Here is a 24,238-nt window from a genome sequence, read left to right on the forward strand (position 1 = left end):
ATCCAGGTATTTTTTGCACACATCGATCCCGATTCCGCTCATGGGAAATCTCCGCTAGGCTGGATAGGTCGAGAGCTCCCCCGCTTGCCCAGTCTTATCACTTCGAGTGCTACCTCGAGCAACTGTTCGGGCGGACCAAGGGAGATTCCGGCGTGGGCGCCAAGCTACAAGTCGATCGTCGAGATCCAGGCTCCTACGGCGGCCCACGCCGGCTCTCGACGCCTACGCTGCCAGATTCCAAACAGATAAGGCTCCTGGGCAAAATAAAGGAGGAGGCCGCCACGCGGCCGGGGGACATTTGCGCCAGGGGCCTATCGGCCGCCACGGGGGCCTCACGCTCGCGACCAGCCCGATCGGCGACGCCAGCCCATCCAAACGGCCTGCACACCCGGCCACCCGCGTAGCGTCGTGCTCCCCCCTCATCAATCGCGGCGGATGCCACGGCGGTCGATCGGGATGCGCCCCTACCTCAGGCGGCGCGCAGGGTCGCCAACGATTCGGCCTGCAGACTGTCGTAGATGGCGAACTCGTCTTCGACCCGCATGCCCAACGCCTGCTCGAACGCGTCGCGGTTGTCATGCGCGGCATAGGCGCGCTGCTCTTCGCCGCCGAGGTTGGACTGGAAGATGCCTGCGGCGCTGACCGGCAGGAAATCTTCGTAGACGATCGGGTCGGCGCTGGCCAGGCCGGCGGCGATCAGCGCTTCGGCCGGCAGATCGCCGATGGCAGCCAGGTTGCGGCGGCCCGCATCGGTGAGGGCGTAGCGGTAATAGCCGAGGCCTTCGCGGCGCAGGGTGTCGTGGTCGTCCGGGAAGGCGGTGAAGGCGGCCGCCAGGCGCGTCGGGTAGTCCTGGCCGGTGCTGCCGGCGCCTCCGCTGTCGCGTGCCTGGGCCAGCAGCTGGTCGTACAGCGCGCGGCCCTTGGGGGTGAGCGCCAGGCCGCGTTGTTCGATTTCGCCGAAGCGTGCGGTGTGGGTGCCCGCAAAGGCCGCATCACCCGACGGGAAACGCACGGTCTCTTCCAAGGCCTTGAAGCTGGTCTGGCGCAGCAGGATCGGGCAGCGACGCGGCGGCGGGCCTTCGACCACGGCCTTGGCGTCGATACCCCGAGCGAGCATGCCGGCCTGGGCGGCATCGATGTCCAGGGTGCGCGGGGTGAGGTGGTTGATGTGCGGGCCGCGGAAGCTGACCACGTCGGCGATCAGGCGATGCGCGTCATGCAGCGCATGGTAGGTGGCCAGCGACACGGTGGCATCGCCGTGCCAGCGGAAGGTTTCCAGCGATTCGATGACGAAGCGACGGGCGTCGGTTTCGTCCAGGCCTCCATCGCGCTCGGCCTGCGCGATCAACGCCAGCGCGGTGTCGGTGAAGATGCGGCGCTTGGCGAGGATGCGTGCCGATTCGTCGCGCAGTGCGGCGTCGTCGATCAGCTCCAGCCGCAGCAGCGAGGTGAACACGCGGAACGGGTTGTGTGCGAGCGCCTTGGCCGTGCGCGGGCGGAACGCGGTGGAATGCACCGGCACGCCGGCCACCGACAGGTCGTAATAGCCCACCGGGTGCATGCCCATGACCGCGAACAGGCGACCGAGCGTGGCCAGTTCCTCGGCGGTGCCGACGCGGATGGCGCCGTGGCGTTCCTGGTCCAGGCGTGCGCGTTCGTCATTGCGGTCCAGCTGGGCCACCAGCGCCGGATCGGCGGTGAGGACGGCGTCGTTGATCTCGGCCACCAGGTCGACCAGGGTGCCGTAGAGCGGCACTTCGGTGCGGTACATGGTGGACATCGCCTGGGCGAACAGGCTGCGGATATCGTCGGGTGAAACGAAACGGTCGGCGCTCATTACGTACTCGGCAACGGATCACGGGGGAGGTGCAGCAATCGCGCATTGTCGCCGAGGCCGTGGGTAATCGCGATCTGCACAGCAGCAAAGGGGGGCGACGTGGGGCGGGTACGAACGGCAGCCACGCATGGCGTGGCTCTACCCGGGGTTGGGCCACGGGGTGTTGGGGATGCGGGGATGCAGGGGTCTGCGCGGTGGCTCAGGGGCCGGGGTCGGCGGCGGCAGCGTTGCGCTGGCGCTGGGCGCGGTCACCGAGCTGGCGCTGCAGGGTGGCGTCGAGTTTGATCGGGCGGTCCCAGTGGTCGTGGCTGGCGACGATGGCCTGGCGTACGGCGCGCCAGTGCAGGTTGGTCGGCGTGACCGGCAAATCGCTGACCACTGCCTCCCAACGCTTGGGCTCCCCCTCCTCCGGCGTGGCGCGGGTCCAGGCCTGCACGCTGTCGCGGCAGGAACGCGCGATCGCCTTGGCCCAGAAGCAGGCGAAGTAGATGTCGCCGGCCTGCCAGCCATGGGTATACATCAGCGCGGCAATGTAGCCGCGCGACACGCCGCTGTAGCGCGCCACCTCGTCCAGGAAACTGTCCGGGTAGCGCTCGGCGTAATGGTTGATGTCGCGCAACTGGCCATCGACCCAGGCATCGCCGGTGTCCACGACGTAGGCCTCGGACTTTTCGGCGGTCTGCTGCGCCGATGCGGCCAGGGGCAGCACGGCCAGCAGCAGCACCAGCAGCGTGCGCAGGATCATGACCACATACCTTTGCCGCGCTGCATGTCGGTCAGCCCCGGCTGGCTTTGGCTTGGATACTGCGCAGCGCCTGCGGCCAGTCGAAGGCGGTGGGCGCATCGACCATGCGCGGCTCATCGTCGGCTACGCCGTGCTGGGTTTCATGCGCCCAGGTCACCGCGTACGGGGTGTGGATGCCCCAACCGCCCAAGGTGATCACCGGCTCGATATCCGAGCGCAGCGAGTTGCCGACCATGCAGAAGCGCTGGATCGGCAGGTTGAATTCCTCAAGCACGCGCGCGTAGGTTTCCGGGTCCTTCTCGGACACGATCTCGATGCGCGGGAACAGATCGCGCAGGTTGGCCAGCTTGATCTTGGCTTCCTGGTGGAACAGGTCGCCCTTGGTGATCAGCACCACGGGATGATCGCGGGCGATCTCGGTGACCGATTCCCGCACACCGTCGATCAGTTCGACCGGATGGCGCAGGGTGTCATGGCCGATGTCCAGGATCTGCTGCAGGTCGCGCGCGGTGATCATCTGCCGGGTGATCTCGATGGCCGCTTCGACCATGGACAGGGTCATGCCCTTGACCCCATAACCGAACACCCCGAGGTTGCGCTGCTGCACTTCCAGCAGGTGGCGCGCGGTCTGGGTGTCGTGCACGTCGATATAGCGCGACAGGATGTCGAGGTAGTCCTGCTCGGCCTTGCGGTAGTACTCCTCGCTCTTCCACAGCGTGTCGTCACCGTCAAAACCGACCAGGCCGATGGCGCCGGTGGGCGCAGGCGTGGAGGTCATCATCGGGCAAGGATAGCAACAGCGCCCGGTGGACCCAATGACCGTGTCGGCTCAGTGGCCGAAGGGGCGCGGGCCGGCCCAGCCGAGCACGCCCGGGTGTGGCAGATCGATACGGGTGATCAGCCAGTCGCCCGGGCCGCGCCAGCTGAGTTCACGGTAGCTGGCCGCCACGTGGCCGCTTTCCTGCCACCACGCCATCAATGCGGCGGGCGACTCGGGATCGTGCGGCTGGTACTGGAAAGGCAAGCCGTGCGCGTTGAGGTTGGTCAGCGCCGCGCGCAATGCCGGATTGGCCCAGCGCGGGCCGTGGTCATCGAAGGCAACGGTGTCGAAAACGGTGTCGGCCTGTCCGCCCGCGACCAGCACGATCTGGCCGGGCCGCAGATGCGAGACACGCTGCGGCGCCCGTTCGCCCGGCGCAGGGAAATACACATCAAAAGGAAGCCGACGGCCGGGATGTTGCATGCGGCCATCATAAAAGAAGGGCGGCCGTAGCCGCCCTTCCCCCTCACTGCCGTTCACCGGTGTCCAGCGGTGTTGGGCCCTTGCCTGCACGTTGACGCGATGGATCAGTTACCCGGCTGCGCGCCGCTGCCACTGGCGGCCTTGCCCTGCTGGGCGGCCACGTACGACTTGTACTCATCCGGCGAAAGCTCGCCGTCCTTGTTGCTGTCGGCCTGATCGAACACCTGTGCCAGGCCCGCATTGACCTGCGCCTCGGTCTTGCTGATGGTGCCGTTGCCGTCGGTGTCCACGCTGGCCCAGGTCTGGCCACCGCCACCGTTGGCCTGCTGCGACGCCTGCGCCGCAGCGCCCGCTGCCGAATCTGCCGCCTGGCCGGCCTGCGCAGCGGCCTGCTGGGCCTGCGCGGCCTGGTTCTGTGCCTGCGCGGCGCTCTGCTGGGCGGACTGGGCCATCGCCGGAATGGCCAGCACACTGCCTGCGGCGACGATCAGGGCGATCAGGGGCTTGCGGTTGCGAATAGTCATTTGGGTGGTCTCCTTTGGGGATGTCGCACGGTTCGTTGTTTCCGCACGACTTCCACCCTGCCAGCCCGTTTGTGAATCGACATTGCGCCGCAATCGGCACCCGCACACGGTCTTAACCACCTGCGCGCAGGCGTCGATTACCGCAGTGGTTAGGTGTGGGTGAGTGCGGAGTAACACACGCATTCAACCGGCCCGGATTTAACCGGATGCAAACGAATTGTCAGGTGTCGCTGGCGTTTTTTTCGCCTGAGCGCGAACTGAACAGAAGCCACCCTGCCGCAACACCGAACAGCGCACCGGCCACTTCCAGCACCACCCGCGAGCCGAGTTCGTTCGGATCGTGGACGGTGGCCAGGAACAAGCGCGCATACAGCGGCGACTCCAGCCGCATGATGCCCATGTAGAACAGCTTCCACGCGTCGATGCCAGCCGAGGCGATCACCGCGATCACGCACGCCCAGCCGATCGCGTGCCCGGCGTTCCAACCAACGGCGCGGCACAACCGCTGCCACAGCGCATACACCAGCAGGCCGACCAGCAGCGCGATAAGCCCCGCTTCCAGCGTTCCGAGCAATCCAAAGTGCAGCGGCAGGTTCATCGTGATCCGGGCGGTCGGTGAGCGCACAGTGTAGCGGCCCACCTTGCCGCCACGGGGGTCAGCGCACGGGGACGTCGTAGGCGGTGTGCGGGTCCGGCTCGGGCGTGAGGGTGTAGTGCCACCATTCCTGCGGGTAGTTCTCAAAGCCCTGGCGGCCCATCACCTGGCGCAGCTTCTGCCGATTGAGATACTGCTGCGGGGTGACATCGGGCGCATCGGTATGCGCACGCGGACCGAAGAAGTCGAAGTCGGTGCCCATGTCCAGCGCGGTGCAGGTGCCGCTGCGGCAATCCACCAGCGTGAGGTCCACGGTAGCGGCGCGACTGTGCCCGGAGGTCTGGGCGATGTAGCCGCCGAGCAGCGCCGGCTTGTCCAGGCCCGGATACTGCTGGGCCTTCCGCGACTGTTCCAGCGGGTCGTTGGTCCAGTCCACGAAGGCCTGCACCGACTGCGCGGGGCGATAACAGTCGAACAGCCGCAGGCCGTATCCGTCGGCACGCAGGTCCGCTTCAACCTTGGCCAGCGCGGTGGCCGCAGGCTTGAGCAGGTAGCACTTGGCGGCGTCGTAGCCGGGCACGCGGCGGCCGGTGAAATTGTTGGCCCCGGCATAGCGCAGGTCCAGGTCGATATCCGGGGCGAGGCTGCGGATGTCGACCATGCCGGCCTGTTCGGGGGTGCGTACCAGCGCGATCCGCACCGGCTGGGCGGCCGCGCCAAAGGCGACGAACAGGGCGATCAGTGCGGTGCTAGAGGCAATCGCCGATACGGGTGAACTGCAGGTCCTGGTAGTCATAGCTGAAGTCGATATCCGGGTCGATGGCACGCAACGTAAGCGTTGTCGGTGTGCCCGGCTCAACCTGCAGCCAGGGTTCGGCGTCCGACCCGAGGGTATCCCACTGCACCAGCCAGCGGCTACCGAGCTGCATCACCCGGCCCTGGAGCCCGGGCGACTTGTCCACGCTGAAGCGGAGTTGCCCACCCTGCGGGCAAAGGCTGGCCTGCCCCAGCCACGGGTCGCGGTAACGGCCCTGCCAGGCGCGGGGAGCGCCCGGGCCTGCCGGGCGCCGCGCGCGGGTATCGGGCCGCACCTGGCCGGCGTCGGTGCGTTGCTGCTGTTCCTGCCGCAGCAGGCGTGCGTAATCAAGGACACCGCGAGCCTGCGCCGGCGCGGTGTAGTGCTTCAATGCGGCCTGCATCAGCGCGGTGCGTGCATCCTCGGCATCACCGTTGATGAGGATCACCACGCCCACCTTGCGGTCCGGCAGCAGCGCCAGCGAGGAGTACATGCCCGACAGCGTGCCGGTGTGGGCCACCTTCCACTGCCCGTCCATGTCCGACAGGCGCCAACCGTAGCCGTAGGCGTAAAAGTGCGCGTTGTCCCACTGCCGTTGACGCGCACCGAGCGGCATCGGCATGTGCGCGGTCCACAGCGCGCGCCGTTGCGCGGCGCCCAACCAGCCCGGCACCACGGTCGGGTCCAGCAGCACCTGCATCCAGCGGGTCATGTCCTTGAGGCTGCAGCGGATGCCACCGGCGGCCATCGAAGGCAGGTCCGGGCTGGTATCGCCATCGGCCTGGACCACGACGTTGCGCCCGTCGCGACGGGTATGCGGCTGGGCGACGTTGCCGACGTGGGCCACCGACCACGCACCGACCTGGCAGCGGTCCATGCCCAGCGGCACGAACACTTCCTCGCGCAGCAACTGGTCATACGGCTTGCCGCCGGCGGCGGCGGCCACTTCACCGGCCACCACATACATCAGGTTGTCGTAGGCGTAGCCGCTGCGGAAGCTGGTGACCGGCTTGAGGTGCGCCAGCCCGGCGATGATGTCCTGGCGGGTGAAGGTGTTGGGCTCCGGCCACAGCATCAAGTCGCCGGCGCCCAGCCCCAGTCCACTGTTGTGGATGAGCAGATCGCGCACCTGCATCTGCCGGGTGACCCAGGGATCGTGCATGCGGAACTGCGGCAGGTACCTGATCACCGGATCGTCCCAGCGCAAGGCCCCGCGGTCGACCAGCCGCGCCAGCAGTGCGGCGGTCATGGCCTTGCTGTTGGAGGCGATCTTGAACAGGGTGTCGGGGTCGATGGCCTCGCCACTGCCGCTGCGTCGCTCGCCAGCCGTGCGCTGGTAGACCACCTGGCCGTCTTCAACCACCGCCATCGCCAGGCCCGGCAGCGCGTACTGCTGCCGGGCCTGGTCGAACATCGGATCGAACGCGGCCGGTGACGCCGCGACGGTGCCGGTGGCCATTGCCAGCCCCACCAGCACCGCCGTCCACGTCGCCTGCGTCATGCCGGCGATGCCATCAGTAGTTCCAGGTCACCGTGAGCTGCGCATACCGTGGCGACTGGAAGCCGGTGCCATAGCCATACAACGGATTGGGCGTCCCGATGCTGTCCTGCGGCTCATAATCCTGGTCCACCGAGACGATGCGCTGCTGGTTGAGCACGTTGTAGACCGCCAGCTTGACGTTGATATCCAGTGGCACCGGGATCTTGTAGGCCACGCTCATGTCCAGGTCGTAGGTCCAGGGCGTGCGGCCGTCACCGCCACGCGGGGAATGCCCGAACACCCGCTCGGACGGCACCGTGGCCTGGCAGTTGGAGACGCACACGTAGTAGCTGTGGAAGTCGGTGGCGTCGAACGGGTTGCCGGCACCGAAGCGGGTGATCGGGCTGCCGGACTGCACGCCCAGCGTCGCGGCGACCGTGAGGTTCTCGGTCAGCGCATAGCTGCCGCGGAACTTGAACTGGTGGCGGCGATCGTTGGCCAGATAGCCGTAGCCGCGATAGTTGACCCACGGATTGTCGAAGTTTTCGGTGCGACCGGCATCGGCGAAGTCGGTGTCGGAGTTGACCGGTCCTTCGGCGTTGCCGCGGCCATAGGCCAACGTGTAGGACGCATTGAAGCCCCACGTGCCGTCCCATGCACGATCCACCTGCAGCTCCAGCGCTTTGTAATCGCGCTTGGGCGTGACCCACCCGCGCTGGCCGACGTAGTTGCCGTCGTCGTCATACAGCGCCCAGCCTTCGCGGGCCGTGTCGATATCGATCCAGGCATCGTTGCTGCCGTCGCAGTTGCTGTCGCCCCATACGGTGTTGGTGCGGCCGGGATTGCCCATGATCCAGACGCCGTCGATCGCCCCGCACTGGCCGGTCGCGGTGATGTTCATGTCATCGATGGCGTTGTGCAGGCGCCGGTAGGTGACGCTGGCGCCGACCGACCACGATGCACTGAGCATGTGCTGGAAGCCGAGGATGGCTTCATCCTGGTAGACCGGATCCATGTCGCGGTTCACTTCGGCGCGCAGGTCCGGCACGCTGCCGTCGCCCTGCGAGTTGTCCACCGGCCCGATCTGGCCGCCCAGGTTGGGGACGTTGTTGGACGCGCCGCTGTAACCGAGGAATTCATACCAGGTGCGCTCGTCCAGGAAGCCGCCGGCCTGCTTGATGTTGATCACGTTGGCCACGGGCAGGAAATAGCGCCCCAGGTTGCCGAATACCTTGGTGGTGCCATCGCCGCGCACGTCCCACGAGAAGCCCAGCCGGGGCGCGATCATGTCGTCGATCTTGATGTAGCTGTCGCCGTCGCCGCCCTTGTTGTCGAAGCCTTCCAAGCGTGCGCCGATGTTGAGCAGGACGTTCGGCGTGACCTGCCAGTTGTCTTCAAGGTAGTACGCCGAGTTGATGGTCTCGAACGATCCGGCCACTTCGTAGCGGCGGGTGCGCGCGACGAGTCCGCTGGCCGGCACCACGCCGCCGTTGAGGGAGCTGCCCGGGGTGCGGTAATAGATGTCGTAGCGCAGTCCACCGGGGCCGGGGTAGGCACGCTCGTAGTCGGAGGTGTTCTCTTCGCGGTCCAGGCCGAAGCGCAGCAGATGGTTGCCGAGGGTCCATTCGAAATCGGCGCGGGCGGCCTTGCGCGTATCCAGCGCCGATTCCAGCTGCGAGCTGCTGGTGCAGCTGCGGTCGCCCTGCAGGTCGGTGGGCACGCCCTGGCTGGCGGTGCGGTTGTCGAACACGCGGTTGCAGTTCTCATCCATGAGGCTGCTCTGGGTGCGGTTGCGCTTGTTCTCGCCGTACATCAGCTTCATGGTCAGGTCGTTGCTGACCTGCCAGCTGTAGGTACCGGACCAGTTCTTTCCACCCACCGTGTTGTAGACCTGGTTGGTGCGCTCGCCCACGGCCAGGCCGGTGTCGTAGTCGTAGCGGTAGACGTCGGTGACGGTATCGCTTTTGTCGGAGAAGCCGAACAGCGACAGCATCTGGTTGTCGGTAATCTGCCAGTCCAGCTTGCCGCCCCAGAACGGATCGTCGGCGGTGCCACGGTTGAGCACGGTGCCGGCGTCATTGGTGGAGTTGGGGGTGTAGTCGCGCGCTTCGTACATGCCGAAGAAAAACAGCTTGTCCTGCACCAGCGCACCGGAGGCGAACACGTTCAGCGCGCTGCGCGAATAGTCATCGCGGCGGGCGGTGATGTAGCGGCTGCCGTCGCCGTCGTAGCGGTCACGTGCCTGCGACTGCCACGCACGCGGCTCCAGCACCAGTTCCGCGCCGGCCTTGAAGTCGTTGCTGCCCGAGCGCGTCACCGCGTTGATGACCCCGCCGGTGCTGCGCCCGAATTCCACCGAGTAGCCCCCGGTCTTGACCTGGAACTCCTGGTAGAAGGAGAACGGCACCGAGGAGAAGCCGACCCGGTTATAGAAGTCGGTGACGTTCAGGCCGTTGATGTAGACGGTGTTCTCGGCCACCGAGGAGCCGCCGAAGGAAATGCCCTGCCCGCCCAGCGATCCCTTGCCCTTCACCGCCCCCGGCGCCAACAGCGCCACCGCGGTGATGTCGCGGTCCACCGGCAGCCGCGAGAGTTCTTCGCGGGTGATGTTGGTGGCCGATTCGGTCGACTTCACGTCCACCATCGACACCACCTGCGGCGCACGCACCTGCACCGTGCCCAGCGTGCTGACACCGCTGACCGGCACGTTCACCGTGGTGGCGCTACCCAGGCCGACGTTGACCTGGCCAACGCGCGCCGGGGCCCCGCCGGCAACGGCCACTTCCAGCTCGTAAGTGCCCACTGGCAGCAACGGGATGCGGTAGCTGCCATTGGCCTCGGCCCTCACCGAACGCACAAATCCCGTGGACGGATTGCGCACGGTGACCGTCGCGTTGTCCAGGCGTTGTCCCGAATCGGTGACCAGCTTGCCAACCACTGCGCCGTCCTGGGCCATCGCCATGGGCGCGACCGAGCCCAGGCAGGCCCCCAGGGCAACGCAGAGCGCGGCCCGCTTCAATCGATGTGCATTCATTCCCTGCTCTCTCCTGCAGATATGGAATCGTGGGTACCGCCGTTTACCGCGTTGCCCCCAGTGGCACCACGTGCGACTGGGAGTCGTAGTTCCATTGATCGAAGTACAGGTTGCCGCCGGCCCACTCGACCTCACCGCGCTGCGAGTCCACCGTGTCCGAGCGCGGATGGCGCTTTGCCGGTTGCAGCGGCTGCTGGAAATCGTCGTTGAAGGCGATGCGGTAGGCATCGAGCCCGCCGAAGTAGAAATCGCGCAGTGCCGGCTGCGGGCTGTCCAGGCGCCCGGTGGTGACATCCATCGGCACCCAGCCATACGGCGCCAGGTACAGCGCGCCCCAGTCGTGCAGGTTGTTGTAGCCGACCGCGTCATCGGCGTAGACCATGCCCGACTGCCAGCGCGCGGGGATGCCATTGAGGCGCAGCAGCGCGATCAGCAGCAGCGTCTGTTGGCCACAGTCGGCGTGGCCGGCGTGCAGGGCGTAGTCGCTGATGTTGGAGATCGTGGAGTATTCCCGTGCGCCGGCCCAGGGAATCTGGTCCACCGCATCGAACAGTTTCTGCGCGATGCGGTACGGATTGGTTTCAGTACCGACCACGCGCTGCGAGAACGCGCGCAATGCCGGGGTGAACAGCACATGCGGCGCGCGTTCGGCCAGGAACGGCTGCAGTGCCGGGTCCTTCGGCGTGGGCAGAACCTTGGCCGGATCGATCGGGACATGCCGGGCGTACACGGTGACCGCGTAGCGGATCTCGAATGCGGTAGGCGTGCCGGCCACCGCCGTGCGCTCCAGGTAGGCAGTGCGCTGCAGGGCGCTTTCCGGCGCGATGCGCGCTCCGGTCGGGGTACTGGTGAGCCACTGGATATCTTCCTGCTGGCCGGCAATCGCGCGCGGATACGGAATCCAGGCACGGACGGACGCACCCGCAGGCACAGCATCGGCCTTGACCACCAGCGACTGGGTTACCTCCACGCGGCGCGGCACCACGCTGGTGGCACCACTGGCGCGGGCAGCGGCGACGATTTCTTCGTGGTGGGGGCCGAGCATCTCGAAGGGCCCGTCGGTCGGCAGTGGCACATCCGGCGCGCGCCGGGCGCGTGCTTCAGCGCTGATGCGGAACAGGTTGGATGGCGCACGCTTGAAGTAGCGGCGCTGGCCATCGATATCCAGGTGTTCGATCAACCCGGCCGCATCCCAGCGCGCGAACTCGTCATCGCGCAGGTCCGGGATCTGCCGGCGCAGCAGCGCCTTGGCCGCGTCGGCATCCAGGGTGAAGTCCAGTTGCATGCGGCGCATGCGCTCGCGCTGGAAGGTCAAGTCGTGGCGGGTGGCAGCGCTGAGCGTGGTGTCGTGCAGGGCCGCATCGATCTGCGCGGTGGCGGTGGCGAACGCACCGCGGTCGATCTGCGCGATCACCTCCGGCAGCGAAGCGCCGGCCCATGCGCACAGCGGCGGCAGCGCCAACAGCAGACAGGCTGCGGCGCGCCAGCGGGCGAAATGGAGCAAACGCGGTTTGCGTGCAGCGAAATCCACGGCGACACTTCCCAGGTGCGGGTGGTAATCGCTGTGTAACACGGGCCCGATGGGCGGTCAATAATTTATTCTTGCTTTCGATGAAAAAAGGAATAAATATTCCTGACGCTTCCGAGGAGGGTGACCGCTTGAGGATCCTGGCTTCCCCCAACCGCCCTGCGCGGCCGTCCTGGCTGGCCGGCGCACTGCTGGCCGCCCTGCTTGCCACCGGTCATGCCGCTGCCGAGGCGCCACGCCGCGCGGCCGACGCCGACTTCGGCGGCGTCATCGGCCTGCGCGAAGCCTATCTGGCGCCCGGCTTCTGGGCCCAGCGCGCGCCCAACGCCGACCAGCCCATCCTGGACCGCGCCGGCATCGCCGCGCAGAACGCACGGATGCGTGCCGAAGACCGCTCCATCCACGACCTGCGCGCCTTGCCGACACAGCTGCCGCGGGCACAGGTGCTGGCCGCGATCGAAACCCTGTCGACCTGGCCGGCCAAACCGCTGTACGGCGCGGACGGCCAGGGCATCAGCGCCGCCCAGCGCGGCGCCACCGTGGCCAACCTCGCCCTGGACGCGGTTCCGGCCCAGCGTCCGCTGCAGTACGGCCTGGTCACCCACCGCGCCGCCCTGCGCGCGTTCCCGACCACGCTGCGGGTGTTCACCACACAGGGCGATACCGATATCGACCGCTTCCAGGAATCGGCGCTGTTTCCGGGCGATGCGATAGCGGTGCTGCATGAGAGCGCCGATGGCCACTGGCTGTTCATCACCAGCGAGCGCTATTCGGCATGGATCGAGAAGCGCTTCGTCGGCCTCGGCGATGCGGCCACCGTGCTCGGTTACGCCCAGCGCGGTCCGTACCGTGTCATCACCGGCGCTACCGCCTTCACCGCCCCTACCCCGGAGGAGCCCCGCGTGTCGCGCCTACAGTTGGACATGGGCGTGCGCCTGCCGGTGATCGCCGACTGGCCGCAGGACAAGACCGTCAACGGCCAGCAGGCGCATGCCGCTTACGTGGTGCAACTGCCGGTGCGCAACGACGACGGTGGCCTGGCGCTGGTACCGGCGCTGCTGCCGCGCGCGCAGGACAGCGCCGCCGATTACCTGCCCCTGACCCCGCGCAACCTGATCACCCAGGCGTTCAAGTTCCTCGGCGAACGCTACGGCTGGGGCCACGACTACGACACCCGCGACTGCAGCGGCTTCGTCTCGGAGATCTACCGCAGCTTCGGCGTGCTGGTGCCGCGCAACACCAGCGCCCAAGCGGTCAGCCCGGCGCTGGACCGGATCGCCTTCGATCCAAAGGACGGCCAGGCCAAGCGCACCGCGGCGGTGGAACAGCTGCAGGTCGGCGACCTGGTTTACATCCCCGGGCACGTGATGGTCACCCTCGGCCATCTCGACGGCCGCACCTGGATGATCCACGACACCGCCGGGGGCAGCTGGTTCGGCGCCGACGGCACCCGCGTGCAGGCCCATCTCAACGGCGTGTCGGTGACCCCGCTGGAGCCGATGATGGCCAGCGACACCGTCAGCTACATCGACCGTATCACCAACATCCAGCGCATCCGGCCACAGACCCCTGAATGAAGATCACCGACATCGAACTGGGCATGCTGCGCGTGCCGCTGAAAACCCCCTTCAAGACCGCGCTGCGCACCGTGGACACCGTCGAGGACGTGGTGGTGCTGGTGCGCACCGACAGCGGCCACACCGGTTACGGCGAGGCCCCGGCGACGGCGGTGATCACCGGCGACACCCACGGGTCGATCATCGAGGCCATCAACAGCTTCATCAAGCCGCGCCTGATCGGCCAGGACGTGGCCAACCTCAACCGCGTGTGCGCGCTGATCCAATCCTCGCTGGAGCGCAACACCAGCGCCAAGGCCGCAGTGGAAATCGCGGTGTACGACCTGTGGGCGCAGCTGCACAACGCCCCGCTGTACCGCATGCTCGGCGGCGGCGATCCGGTGATCACCACCGACATCACCATCAGCGTGGACTACATCGACAAGATGGTGGCCGACTCGCTGTCGGCCATCGACCGCGGCTTCGAGTCGCTGAAGATCAAGGTCGGCAAGGACATCGGGCTGGACATCGAGCGGGTCAAGGCGATCCATGCGGCGGTGCAGGGCCGGGCATTGCTGCGCCTGGATGCCAACCAGGGCTGGACCGCCAAGCAGGCGGTGCACGCGATGCGCGCACTGGAAGAGGCCGGCGTGGTGCTGGAACTGCTGGAGCAGCCGGTCAAGGCGGCCGACATCAGTGGGCTGAAGTACGTCACCGACCGGGTCAACACGCCGGTGATGGCCGATGAGAGCGTGTTCAATCCCGGCCAGGTGGTCGACCTGATCCAACAGCGCGCGGCGGACATCATCAACATCAAGCTGATGAAGACCGGCGGGCTGTCCAATGCGATCCGCATCGCCGACATCGCCGCGATCTACGGCGTGCCGTGCATGATCGGCTGCATGATCGAGTCGAGCATCAGCGTGGCCGCGGCCGTGCACCTGGCGGTGGCCAAGAGCGATGTGATCACCAAGGTCGACCTGGACGGCCCCTCGCTGGGGCAGTTCAACCCGGTCACCGGCGGGGTCAACTTCAACGAATCGGAGATCACCATCAGCGACGCACCGGGACTGGGCATCACTGAAGTGCGGGGGCTGGAGATGATCACGCCGCCGCGGTGGTGACCGTCTGCATTACTGCGGTAGAGCCACCCCATGGGTGGCTGCTCTTCGCGCGATCCTGTCCTGTGCAGCCGACCAACGGTCGGCTCTACCGGCCGCATTGCGTATGCTCTCCCCAACGGACCTGATGCCCTTTCCATGCCGCCCCTGGTGAAAATCCGCTCCGAGCGTGACCACATGTCGGCGATCGAACGCCGCATCGCCGACTTCATCCTCGACAACGCCCACCTGCTGCGCGATTACTCGTCCCAGCAGCTGGCCAGCGCGTTGGGGATCAGCCAGTCCAGCGTGGTCAAGTTCAGTCAAAAGCTGGGCTTCAAGGGCTATCCGGATCTGAAGTACTCCATCGGCGAGGCGGTCGCCCGCGCCGGTAGCGATCCCCAGTCACGCCCGCCTGCACCGGCCGATGCCAACGATTACGCGCAGATCGCCGAACGGCTGCGGCTGAGCAAGGCCGCCGCCGAACAGGAAACCCGGCTGGCCAATCCGCAGGCCGACGTGGAAACCATCGTGCAGCTGATCGACGCCGCACCCAAGCTGTTCGTCTACGGCCTGGGCGATGACGGCCTGTACGCACGCGAATTCGCCATGCGGCTGTCGCTGCTGGGCATGCTCACCGTGCACCACGCCGACCCGATCCTGATGATGGCCAACCTGTCGGCCGCGCGCGCCAACGATGCGATGCTGGTGTTCTCCGAATTTGGCAAGCTGCCGCAGCTGTTTCAGCTGTCGCGGCAGTTCCAGGACATGGGCGGCAAGGTGATCTCGATCACCCGGCACAGCGCCAACCCGCTGCGCGCGCACGCCGATGCCTCGCTGGTGGTGTGCGCGCACGACCCAGCGCCGCACGTGGCGCAACTGCTGTACCGTGCCTCGTTGCAGTCCCTGCTGGACTTCGTCTTCGTGCTGTTGTGCCACGCCAACCCGGACCGCCACCGCCAGCTCGGGGTGAACCTGGAACGGATCGAACACCTGATCGACACCTGATCGACACCTGGTCTTTTGGAGTCCGCCACGATGCTGCCGTTGTTCCGCTCCGTCTTCGCCGTCGTGCTGGCCGCCAGCGCCCTGCCTGCCACCGCGCTCACCCCGGCGGTGGGCCCACTGCAGGACCACCACCAGATGATCGTGGTCACCACCGAGGGCTGGGACGCCACCCAGGGCCGGTTGCAGGCCTATGTGCGCACGCCCAAGGGTTGGGCGCCCCACGGCGACGCATTCGAGGTGGCCGTGGGCCGCAACGGCAGCGCCTGGGGCGTGGGCGTGCTGCCGGCCCAGGGCGCTGCCGCGCATCCGCCCGGCGACCCGATAAAGCCCGGGGACCCGGTAAAACAGGAAGGCGATGGCCGCAGCCCGGCCGGCATCTTCAGCATCGGTCCGGCCTTCGGCTATGCGCCAAAGATCACCACGGCCCTGCCCTACCAGCCGATGCAGGCCAGCAGCTACTGCATGGACGTCCCCGATTCGCCGTACTACAACCGCATCGTCGATGCCGAGGTGGTGGGCACCGACGCCGTGGAAGGCTCCACCGAACCGATGCGGCTGGACCTGCACAACAAGGGCGATGCGCGCTATCGGGAGGGCTTTGTGATCGAGCACAACCCCAAAGCCGAACCGCGCCGCGGCAGCTGCATCTTCGCCCACCTGTGGCGCACGCCCGGTGAGCCGACCGCCGGCTGTACGGCGATGCAGCCCGAGCACATGCGCAGCCTGCTGGCCTGGCTGGACCCGGCCCAGCGCCCATTGTTCGTGCTGCTGCCGCGCGCGCAGTACCAGCAGCTGCAATACGACTGGAATCTGCCGGCACAACAGGACAACACGCGATGAGCACACCGGCCGATCCGCAACTGGAACGCGCGGTCAGCCGCTGGCAGATCGTCGGGCTGTCGATCAACGATGTGATCGGCAGCGGCATCTACCTGCTGCCGGCCGCCACCGTCGCCCTGCTCGGCCCCTTCAGCCTGTGGGGCGTGGTCGCGGCCGGCATCGTGGTCGCGCTGCTGGTGCTCTGTTATGCCCAGGCCGCCAGCTACTTCGACGAGCCCGGCGGCAGCTACCTGTATGCACGTGAGGCGTTCGGTCGGTTTGCCGGGTTCGAGATCGGCTGGATGATCTGGCTGACCCGGATCAGCTCGGCGGCAGCATTGAGCAATGCGCTGGCCGATGCAGTGGCGCGGTTCTGGCCGTGGGCCGGGCATGACCTGGGCCGGGTGGCGATCATCGTGGTGTCGCTGGGCTTTCTCACCGCCGTCAACGTGGCCGGGGTGCGCTCGGCCGCACGCACCGGGGTGATCCTGGTGATCGGCAAGCTGGTGCCCTTGCTGCTGTTCGTGGCGATCGGCGCGTTCTACGTGGACATGGACCTAGCCTTCTCCGGCGTGCGCCCGGACCCGCATGACCTGCAGCGCATGGGCGAGGCCGCGTTGCTGCTGCTGTATGCCTACGCCGGGTTCGAGAACATCCCGGCCGCTGCCGGTGAGTACAAGAACCCGCGCCGCGATATTCCGTTCGCGCTGATTACCATGATCGTCAGCGTCACCGTCATCTACGGGGCGGTGCAGCTGGTCGCGCAGGGCACCCTGGCCGGCCTGGCCAGTTCGCCGACGCCGCTGGCCGATGCGGCCTCCAGCTTCGGCGGCGAGGCGCTGGCGCTGATCCTCACCGTCGGCGCCACCATCTCCATCCTCGGCACCAACAGCAACACGATGATGATGGGGCCGCGCTTCCTGTTTGCGCTGGCCCGCGACGGCTACGGCCCCAAGCTGCTGGCGCAGGTGCATCCACGCTTCCGCACGCCAGCCGCGGCGATCATCACCCAGGGCCTGATCGCGCTGGCATTGGCACTGTCCGGTTCGTTCGTGCAGTTGGCACTGCTGTCGATGACCACGCGCCTGTTCGCCTACATCGGTACCGCCGCTGCGGTGCTGGTGCTCGCACGGCGTTTCCGCGACCGTCCCGGTGCATTGAAACTGCCCGGCGGCCCGCTGATCCCTATCCTGGCGCTGTTGCTGTGCGTGGCCCTGTTCGTCAGCGCCAGCTGGCAGAACATGGCCGCCGCCGGTATCGCCTTCGTGGTGGGGGCGGTCATCTACAAACTGCCGCGCAAGGAACCGCTGGGCTGAACCACGCCTGCGCAGCGAATGGCACTTGATCTGTCATTCACTCCACCGGTCCGCTGCGTTAACCGGCGTCTGGCTAGGCTGGAACCTCACCCAACCGGAGCTACCACATGCCTACTGATTATCAGATTCCCGGCCGGGTGCCGGAAGACGGCGTGCCGCGCCAGGCCGTGTCGGACTACTGGCGTGAGCGCTTTCCGAGCGAGCCGTATTACGACAACACCCAGTTCTTCGACGACTACGAGCCGGCTTACCAGCTCGGTCACCACTCGCGCGCCGATGATGTCATCCGCGCCTACGAGCAGGTGGAAGCCGAATTGCAGACGCGCTGGGCGCAGGAACACGGCAAGAGCAAGCTGACCTGGGAACAGGCGCGCAATGCGGTGCGCCGCGGCTGGGATGAATCCACCGCACTGCGCCAGGCCCATCTGGACAAGGGCGTGCCGCGCGGTACCTGAGGCAGCGCGCGACACGCCTGACAGCGTTACTCGCCGCTGGGCAGCGGCGGAATCGCACGCGCATCGGCACCCGCGGCCATCAGGTCGCGGGTGTTTTTCTGCACTGCCACCGCGCCAAACAGGCTCAACGCGAAGGCCATGCCGTAGAAGCCTTTCTCGCTCAGCAGCAGCGTGGCGTTCCACAGCCCCACCAGCAGCAACAGCAGAGACACCAGCAGCGCAAACCAGCACAGCGCGTAGTACAGGCCACTGACCGGAATACCTTCGACGCGATCGCGCACGCTCTTCTGCAGCGAGACGGCCGCGAACAGCCCGAACAACAGCAGGGTCAGGTAGTAGCCCTTTTCGTTGAGCACCATTTCCGCGTTGAACAGACCGACCAGATAAGCCGCCGCGCCCAGCAGCAGCGCCGCCCACGAGGCGGCGATGAACGCCGGGGAGGGTTTATGCACCTGTTGCTTCATTGATCCAACTCCATTTGATGGCGGCATGCCGCACCTGCCACCCCACGGGCGGCCCGCGGCAACGGTAGCCGATCCGGGCCCGCGCGCCTACCGGGGATGACGTATGGTCCACGCCGCGTTGATGGGCATGCTGTACAACCATGGCTGGCCATCGCATCCCCCTACGGAGATCCCCAATGACCCGCAAGCTCCTGCTTTCGCTCGCCGTCACTCTTACCCTGCCGCTGTTCACCACCGCCTGCGTGGCCGCCGACAAGGCCGCCGCCCCCGTGCTGGAAAAGGCGCAGTGGCCCTTCGCCGCCACCGAAGTGGCCAAATTCGACGAGCCTTGGGCGATGAGCTTCCTGCCCGACGGCAGCCTGCTGGTCAGCGAGAAGGCCGGCACGTTGAAGCACGTGGACCTCAAGACGGCTACGCGAGCCGACATCCGCGGCCTGCCCAAGGTGGCCTATGGCGGCCAGGGCGGGTTCGGCGACGTGCTGCCGCACCCGCAGTTCGCCCGCAATCAGCTGCTTTACGTCAGCTATGCCGAAGCCGGTGAAGGCGATACCCGGGGTGCCGCGGTGGCGCGCGCGCGTCTGGTCCTGGGCGCCGATGGCAGCGGCACGCTCAAGGACCTGAAGGTGATCTGGCGGCAGACGCCCAAGGTGGACGGCAAGGGCCATTTCGGTCATCGCCTGGCGTTCGGCCCGGACGGCAAACTGTGGATCACCTCCAGCGAACGCCAGCAGTTCGATCCGGCCCAGGACATGGCCAGCAACCTCGGCAAGATCGTGCGCCTGAACGACGACGGCAGCGTGCCCGCCGACAACCCGTTCGCCTCGCAGGGCGGCGTGGCCGCACAGGTCTGGTCGCTGGGGCACCGCAATGCACTGGGCATCGCCTTCGATGCGCGCGGCAAATTGTGGGTGCACGAGATGGGCCCGGCCGGCGGCGACGAACTCAACCTGATCGAGCGCGGCGCCAACTACGGCTATCCGATCGTGTCCAACGGCAACCATTACGACGGCCGCGATATTCCCGACCACGCCACACGCCCCGAATTCACAGCGCCCAAGGTGAGCTGGACCCCGGTGATTTCGCCGGCCGGTTTCATCATCTACAGCGGGACGCAGTTCCCGCAGTGGAAGGGCAGCGGCTTTATCGGCGGGCTGTCGTCCAAGGCGCTGGTGCGCGTGGCCTTCGACGGCGACAGCGCGCATGAAGCCGAACGCTTCAACATGGGCGAGCGCATCCGCGAAGTGGAGCAGGGCCCAGACGGTGCGATCTGGCTGCTGGAAGACGGCAAGAACGGGCGCCTGCTGAAGCTCACGCCCAAGGCGTGATCCTGACATGCCCGCCCTCCCGGTCCTCGAGGCCGGAAGGGCGGGCAGGGCCGGTCAATCCTGCACGGTGATGACCTTGACGTCCGAGCGGGTGCAGTCCTTGTCCAGGCACTTGCCGCCGATCCAGACCTGGCCCTTGCCGATCATCGCGCCTTCCCAGTTCACGAACAGCCCATCGAAGGTCTGCGCGGCGATCGCCTTGGCGATCTCCGGGGTGACGATCTGGCTGTATTCGCGCTTGAACGTGGCCGCATCGGCCACCTGGCGTTTCTTGCCGCCCACATGCACCAGCAGCGGATAGCGCATCAATGCCGCCACGGCATTGGTATCGTTGGCGGCGACACCGCGCTGCAGGTCGTTGAACAGCGCCTCGTACGCGTCGGCGTCGCCGAGCAGTTTTTCAATACGCTGGCGGGCATCGCCCTCGCCCTCTTCGGTGTCGATCGCATCGGACGCCTCGGGGCTGCCATTGGGCGGTGCCTGGGTGGCGGCATCCGGCGCAGGTTCGGCACCGGCATTCACCGCATCCGGCGACAGGCCGGCGGCCGGCACGTCGTCCCCGGGCGTGGCGGTGGTCGCCGGTGGCGAGGTAGCCGGTGCAGCGGCGTCCGCCGTCGGCGGCGCCGGCTGCGAACAGGCGGCCAGCAACAGGGTGGGTAACAGGATTCGGATCACACGCATGCTCGGCTCCGTCGATATCGCGAGGGCGCCAGCGTAACCGCGTTTACGTCAGCCGCCGATGATGACGAGTCCACCCGCCTGCCGCCGGGACGGCAGCCGCCGGCGACGACCAACGTAGAGCCGACCGTTGGTCGGCTGCTTCTGCGCGCTAATCACGCGTCCAGGCAGGGCAGCCGGAGGCGCACACCCACAACTCGAACTGGCCCGGTTCGGCACGGAACACGCCATCGCGACCGGTGAAGCCCAGCGCGTGGCGATCCAGCGTGAACTGCACCTCGGTGCTCTGGCCGGGCTGCAACGCTACCTTGCGGAAATCCTTCAGCTCACGCACCGGCCGCACGCGGCTGGCCACGCGGTCGTGGATATACAGCTGCACCACTTCTTCGCCGGCCACCGCACCGGTGTTGGTCAGCGTGGTGGTGATGGTCAGGGTGTCGTCCCAGCCCAGCGTGTCGCTGCTCAGCTGCGGCACGCCGTAGCCGAAGGTGGTGTAACCCAGGCCATGGCCGAACGGGTACAGCGCCTCGTTGGGGATCTCGCGCCAGCGCGCCTTGAACTCGGACATGGTCGGCAGTTCCGGGCGACCGGTGCGCGGATGGTTGTAGAAGAACGGCTGCTGGCCGGACACCTGCGGGAAGCTCACCGGCAGGCGACCGGACGGGTTGTAGTCGCCGAACAGCACATCGGCCACCGCATGCCCGGTCTGGGTGCCCAGGTACCAGGTGATCGCCACGGCGTGCGCATTGCGCACCGCGCCCTGCAGTGCCAGCGCGCGACCATTGCGCAGCAGCACCACCAGCGGCTTGCCGGTCATCGCCACCGCTTCGGCCAGCGCCTGCTGCGCGGCCGGCAGCGTGATTTCCACGCGCGACTGCGCTTCACCGCTGTAGCGCTGCGGTTCGCCCAGCGCCAGCACCACCACATCGGCGCGCAGTGCAGCCGCCACGGCCTGCTCGATGCCGTCCTGCACGGCCACTTCCAGGTCGCAGCCGGGCACGATTTCCAGCAGCGACGCATCGCCGATCGCCTCACGCACGCCGGTTTCCAGGCTGACGTAGCGCGACTTGTCGCCGAACAGGGTCCAGCAGCCTTCGATGTTGTCGCGGTCCTGCACGAACGGGCCGATCAGCGCGATCTTCTGCCCGGTCTTCTTCAGCGGCAGCACCGCGTCGGTGTTCTTGAGCAGCACGATGGAACGGCGCGCGGCATCGCGCGAGAGTTCATCGTGCGCGGCGATATGCGCGGTGGACGCTTCACGGTCCAGGTCCAGCGACCGGTAGGGGTCGTCGAACAAGCCGATGGCATCCTTCAGGCGCAGGATGCGGCGCACCGATTCGTCCAGCGTGGCCATCGGCACCTCGCCGCTTTCGATCAGGCCCGGCAGGTGCTCGGCATAGAAGCCGCTCTGCATGCTCAGGTCCAGGCCGGCGGTGAAGGCCTTGGCGGTGGCATCGCGGTCATCGGCGGCATAGCCGTGCGCGACCAGCTCCATGTCGGCGGTGTAATCGGAGATCACCACGCCCGGGAACTTCCATTCCCCGCGCAGGATGTCGGTGAGCAGTTCGGCATTGGCACTGGCCGGCACGCCGTTGATGTCGTTGAAGGAGGACATCACCGTCAGCGCGCCCGCCTCGAAGGCGGCCTGGAACGGCGGCAGGTGCACATCGCGCAGGGTCTGCGGCGAAATGTCGACCATGTTGTATTCCATGCCGGCCATCACCGCGCCATAGGCGGCGAAATGCTTCGGCGTGGCCAGCAGCGCATCGGCGGCACGCAGGTCCGGGCCCTGGAAGCCACGCACACGGGCGGCGGCGAACGCACAGCCCAGCACCACGTCTTCACCGGCGCCCTCGGCACCGCGGCCCCAGCGCTGGTCACGGGCGATGTCCACCGCCGGCGCGTAGGTCCAGTGCAGGCCGGCAGCGGTGGCTTCCACCGCGGTGGCGCGGGCGGTGCGCTCGGCCAGGTCCGGCTCGAAGCTGGCCGCTTCGCCCAGCGGGATCGGGAACACGGTGCGCATGCCGTGGATGACATCGGCGGCCAGGATCACCGGGATGCCCAGGCGGCTTTCTTCCAGCGCGACCTGCTGGATGCGCCGGCCGGCTTCCACGCCGACGCCGTTGAACAGCGACCCCACCTTGCCCTCGCGCACCTGCTGCAGCACCTGGTCGGCGTTGAGCACGTTGGCTTCCGGATTCACGTCCGGGGCGAACGGCCGGACCATGTCGGCGAACACACCCAGCTGGCCGACTTTTTCTTCGACGGTCATCTTGGCAATGAGGGTTTCGATACGATCGGCGGCCACCGGCTGTCCTTATGAAAACGTTTACAAGGCCGGGATTCTAGCGTTCCCGGACCCGTTGTGAATGATTTTGGCGTTCATTTTTCTTCCCCCTGGGAAGAACCCCGTTGCCGCGAGCACGGCAACGGGGGCTCAGGAGCTTACTCCGGCGAGGCCAGACGCTGCTGCCCGGCCATTAACATCGCATCGCTGGATTCCTGGAACACCCGCAGGCCAAAGGCCGGCAAGGTCGCCAGCAGGTGGTCGAACACATCGGACTGGATGCCCTCGTACTCGCCCCAGGCGGTGGTGCGGGTGAAGCAGTAGATCTCCAGCGGCAGGCCCTGGGTCGTGGGCTGCAACTGCCGTACCAACAGCGTCATGTCCGTATGGATGCCCGGATGCTGCTGCAGGTAGCGCTCCACATACGCGCGGAACGTGCCCAGGTTGGTGACCCGGCGCGCGTTCACCGCCGCCACGCCCTTGGCCTGCAGCCCGGCGTTCCACTGCTGCAGCTCGGCCTGTTTGTCGCGCAGGTAATCGCCCAGCACCGCGAACTGCTCCAGCTGCACCAGCATCGGCGCATCGACGAAGCCGACGCTGTGCTGGTCCAGGTACAGCGCGCGCTTGATCCGGCGCCCGCCCGCTTCCTGCATGCCGCGCCAGTTCTTGAACGACTCGGTCACCAGCTTCTTGGTCGGGATGGTGGTGATGGTCTTGTCGAAGTTCTGCACCGTGATGGTGTGCAGGGCGATATCGATGACATCGCCATCGGCGTTCTGGCTGGGCATCTCGATCCAGTCGCCCAGCCGCACCCGGCCATCGCCACTGATCTGCACGCTGGCCACCAGCGACAGGATGGTGTCCTGGAAGATCAGCATCAGGACCGCGGTGGCCGCGCCGAGGCCGGTGACCAGCGGACCAAGCTTGACCCCCAGCAGGGTGGCCACGATCGACAGGCCGGCAATCACGAACACCACGATCTTTACGACCTGCAGGTATCCCTTGATCGGCTTGTTGCGCGCGTCCGGGCGGCGCTCGTACAGGTCATTGGCCGCATCCAGCGCATGCGACACCGCCAGCGCCACCGTCAGCACCGCCCACGCCCGGCAGGCGCCGATGACGAAGTCGACCAGCTCCACCGGCAGGTCCGGCACGATGCGGATGCCGGCGGCGATCACCATGCTCGGCACCACGTTGGACAACCGCGAGATCACCCGCAGGTTGTTGCCCCCTTCGTTGCCGGGGTTGTGCCCGGGCAAACGGTTCACCAGCTTGCGCAGGCCGCGCAACAGCACCTTCTTGGTGACGAAGTTGGCCAGCCAGGCCGCCAGCGCCAACACGGCCAGCACCAGCAGGGTGTAGGCCCAAGGCCAGGGTTCCAGGGTCTGCTGCACACTGTCCAGCCACCGGGTTGCCACTACCGCATCCAACATCGTGTATCGATCTCC

At 67.1% G+C, this 24,238-nt stretch carries 21 protein-coding genes; 7 read left to right on the plus strand and 14 right to left on the minus strand.

All coding sequences use genetic code 11. From position 1 onward, the window contains the following. Positions 1 to 469: 469 nt before the first annotated feature. The 10 genes from hglS to AC1DR7_RS15330 all read right to left on the minus strand — a co-directional run bounded on the left by hglS (position 470) and on the right by AC1DR7_RS15330 (position 11,785). The gene (gene hglS / locus AC1DR7_RS15285; RefSeq protein ID WP_457318861.1) at positions 470 to 1,837 is read right to left on the minus strand and encodes a 2-oxoadipate dioxygenase/decarboxylase HglS; all 1,368 of its coding nucleotides are present in this window, start codon (positions 1,835 to 1,837) and stop codon (positions 470 to 472) included. Between the two features lie 199 nt (positions 1,838 to 2,036). Beyond that, the gene (locus tag AC1DR7_RS15290) at positions 2,037 to 2,582 is read right to left on the minus strand and encodes a hypothetical protein (RefSeq protein WP_256775067.1); all 546 of its coding nucleotides are present in this window, start codon (positions 2,580 to 2,582) and stop codon (positions 2,037 to 2,039) included. 31 nt (positions 2,583 to 2,613) lie between these two features. Further along, complete coding sequence (locus tag AC1DR7_RS15295) at positions 2,614 to 3,363, minus strand: HAD family hydrolase (protein WP_457318860.1); 750 nt, start codon at positions 3,361 to 3,363, stop codon at positions 2,614 to 2,616. Between the two features lie 48 nt (positions 3,364 to 3,411). After that, entirely contained in the window at positions 3,412 to 3,825 is a 414-nt protein-coding gene (locus AC1DR7_RS15300; protein WP_457318859.1) for a hypothetical protein, read from the minus strand. Between the two features lie 104 nt (positions 3,826 to 3,929). Beyond that, complete coding sequence (locus AC1DR7_RS15305; RefSeq protein ID WP_256775064.1) at positions 3,930 to 4,349, minus strand: EF-hand domain-containing protein; 420 nt, start codon at positions 4,347 to 4,349, stop codon at positions 3,930 to 3,932. A 220-nt stretch (positions 4,350 to 4,569) separates the two neighbouring features. Then, complete coding sequence (locus AC1DR7_RS15310) at positions 4,570 to 4,947, minus strand: hypothetical protein (protein ID WP_256775063.1); 378 nt, start codon at positions 4,945 to 4,947, stop codon at positions 4,570 to 4,572. Positions 4,948 to 5,005: 58 nt separating this feature from the next. Continuing rightward, positions 5,006 to 5,740 carry a M15 family metallopeptidase gene (locus AC1DR7_RS15315; protein ID WP_457318857.1) on the minus strand — a complete coding sequence of 245 codons (735 nt, stop codon included), beginning with the start codon at positions 5,738 to 5,740 and terminating at the stop codon, positions 5,006 to 5,008. Next, on the minus strand, positions 5,694 to 7,241 hold the full coding sequence (locus AC1DR7_RS15320) for a serine hydrolase (protein ID WP_457318855.1): 1,548 nt from the start codon (positions 7,239 to 7,241) through the stop codon (positions 5,694 to 5,696). Before AC1DR7_RS15320 ends, AC1DR7_RS15315 begins: the two co-directional genes overlap by 47 nt. A gap of 13 nt (positions 7,242 to 7,254) precedes the next feature. Beyond that, positions 7,255 to 10,254 carry a TonB-dependent receptor gene (locus AC1DR7_RS15325; protein WP_457318853.1) on the minus strand — a complete coding sequence of 1,000 codons (3,000 nt, stop codon included), beginning with the start codon at positions 10,252 to 10,254 and terminating at the stop codon, positions 7,255 to 7,257. Positions 10,255 to 10,297: 43 nt separating this feature from the next. Further along, the gene (locus tag AC1DR7_RS15330; protein WP_478052774.1) at positions 10,298 to 11,785 is read right to left on the minus strand and encodes a transglutaminase-like domain-containing protein; all 1,488 of its coding nucleotides are present in this window, start codon (positions 11,783 to 11,785) and stop codon (positions 10,298 to 10,300) included. Between the two features lie 137 nt (positions 11,786 to 11,922). On the opposite strand from AC1DR7_RS15330, the gene AC1DR7_RS15335 reads away from it, so the two are divergent. The 6 genes from AC1DR7_RS15335 to AC1DR7_RS15360 all read left to right on the plus strand — a co-directional run bounded on the left by AC1DR7_RS15335 (position 11,923) and on the right by AC1DR7_RS15360 (position 18,036). Then, positions 11,923 to 13,359 (plus strand): C40 family peptidase, encoded by a 1,437-nt coding sequence (locus AC1DR7_RS15335; protein ID WP_457318055.1) that lies wholly within the window; start codon positions 11,923 to 11,925, stop codon positions 13,357 to 13,359. Continuing rightward, complete coding sequence (locus tag AC1DR7_RS15340; RefSeq protein WP_256775060.1) at positions 13,356 to 14,462, plus strand: dipeptide epimerase; 1,107 nt, start codon at positions 13,356 to 13,358, stop codon at positions 14,460 to 14,462. Before AC1DR7_RS15335 ends, AC1DR7_RS15340 begins: the two co-directional genes overlap by 4 nt. A gap of 135 nt (positions 14,463 to 14,597) precedes the next feature. Beyond that, positions 14,598 to 15,446, plus strand: coding sequence for a MurR/RpiR family transcriptional regulator (locus AC1DR7_RS15345; protein ID WP_457318053.1), 849 nt, complete (start codon positions 14,598 to 14,600; stop codon positions 15,444 to 15,446). A gap of 30 nt (positions 15,447 to 15,476) precedes the next feature. After that, positions 15,477 to 16,286 carry a L,D-transpeptidase family protein gene (locus AC1DR7_RS15350; RefSeq protein WP_457318052.1) on the plus strand — a complete coding sequence of 270 codons (810 nt, stop codon included), beginning with the start codon at positions 15,477 to 15,479 and terminating at the stop codon, positions 16,284 to 16,286. Continuing rightward, positions 16,283 to 17,581 (plus strand): APC family permease, encoded by a 1,299-nt coding sequence (locus tag AC1DR7_RS15355; protein WP_457318051.1) that lies wholly within the window; start codon positions 16,283 to 16,285, stop codon positions 17,579 to 17,581. Before AC1DR7_RS15350 ends, AC1DR7_RS15355 begins: the two co-directional genes overlap by 4 nt. 107 nt (positions 17,582 to 17,688) lie before the next feature. Further along, a complete protein-coding gene (locus tag AC1DR7_RS15360) occupies positions 17,689 to 18,036 on the plus strand; it encodes a hypothetical protein (protein ID WP_312236904.1) in 348 nt (115 codons plus the stop codon). A 26-nt stretch (positions 18,037 to 18,062) separates the two neighbouring features. Here the strand turns inward: AC1DR7_RS15360 and yiaA are convergent, their stop codons facing one another. Next, positions 18,063 to 18,500, minus strand: a complete 438-nt coding sequence (gene yiaA, locus AC1DR7_RS15365; RefSeq protein WP_256775055.1) for an inner membrane protein YiaA — start codon at positions 18,498 to 18,500, stop codon at positions 18,063 to 18,065. 176 nt (positions 18,501 to 18,676) lie between these two features. On the opposite strand from yiaA, the gene AC1DR7_RS15370 reads away from it, so the two are divergent. After that, complete coding sequence (locus tag AC1DR7_RS15370; RefSeq protein ID WP_457318050.1) at positions 18,677 to 19,825, plus strand: PQQ-dependent sugar dehydrogenase; 1,149 nt, start codon at positions 18,677 to 18,679, stop codon at positions 19,823 to 19,825. A gap of 54 nt (positions 19,826 to 19,879) precedes the next feature. On the opposite strand, the gene AC1DR7_RS15375 is transcribed toward AC1DR7_RS15370, so the two are convergent. The 3 genes from AC1DR7_RS15375 to AC1DR7_RS15385 form a co-directional block, all read right to left on the minus strand. Continuing rightward, the gene (locus tag AC1DR7_RS15375) at positions 19,880 to 20,506 is read right to left on the minus strand and encodes a hypothetical protein (protein WP_457318049.1); all 627 of its coding nucleotides are present in this window, start codon (positions 20,504 to 20,506) and stop codon (positions 19,880 to 19,882) included. Between the two features lie 148 nt (positions 20,507 to 20,654). Next, the gene (gene bglX / locus AC1DR7_RS15380) at positions 20,655 to 22,811 is read right to left on the minus strand and encodes a beta-glucosidase BglX (protein WP_478076546.1); all 2,157 of its coding nucleotides are present in this window, start codon (positions 22,809 to 22,811) and stop codon (positions 20,655 to 20,657) included. A gap of 137 nt (positions 22,812 to 22,948) precedes the next feature. Next, positions 22,949 to 24,223, minus strand: coding sequence for a mechanosensitive ion channel family protein (locus AC1DR7_RS15385; RefSeq protein ID WP_457318047.1), 1,275 nt, complete (start codon positions 24,221 to 24,223; stop codon positions 22,949 to 22,951). Positions 24,224 to 24,238: the final 15 nt, after the last annotated feature.

Source organism: Stenotrophomonas sp. P5_A9 (assembly GCF_056400525.1).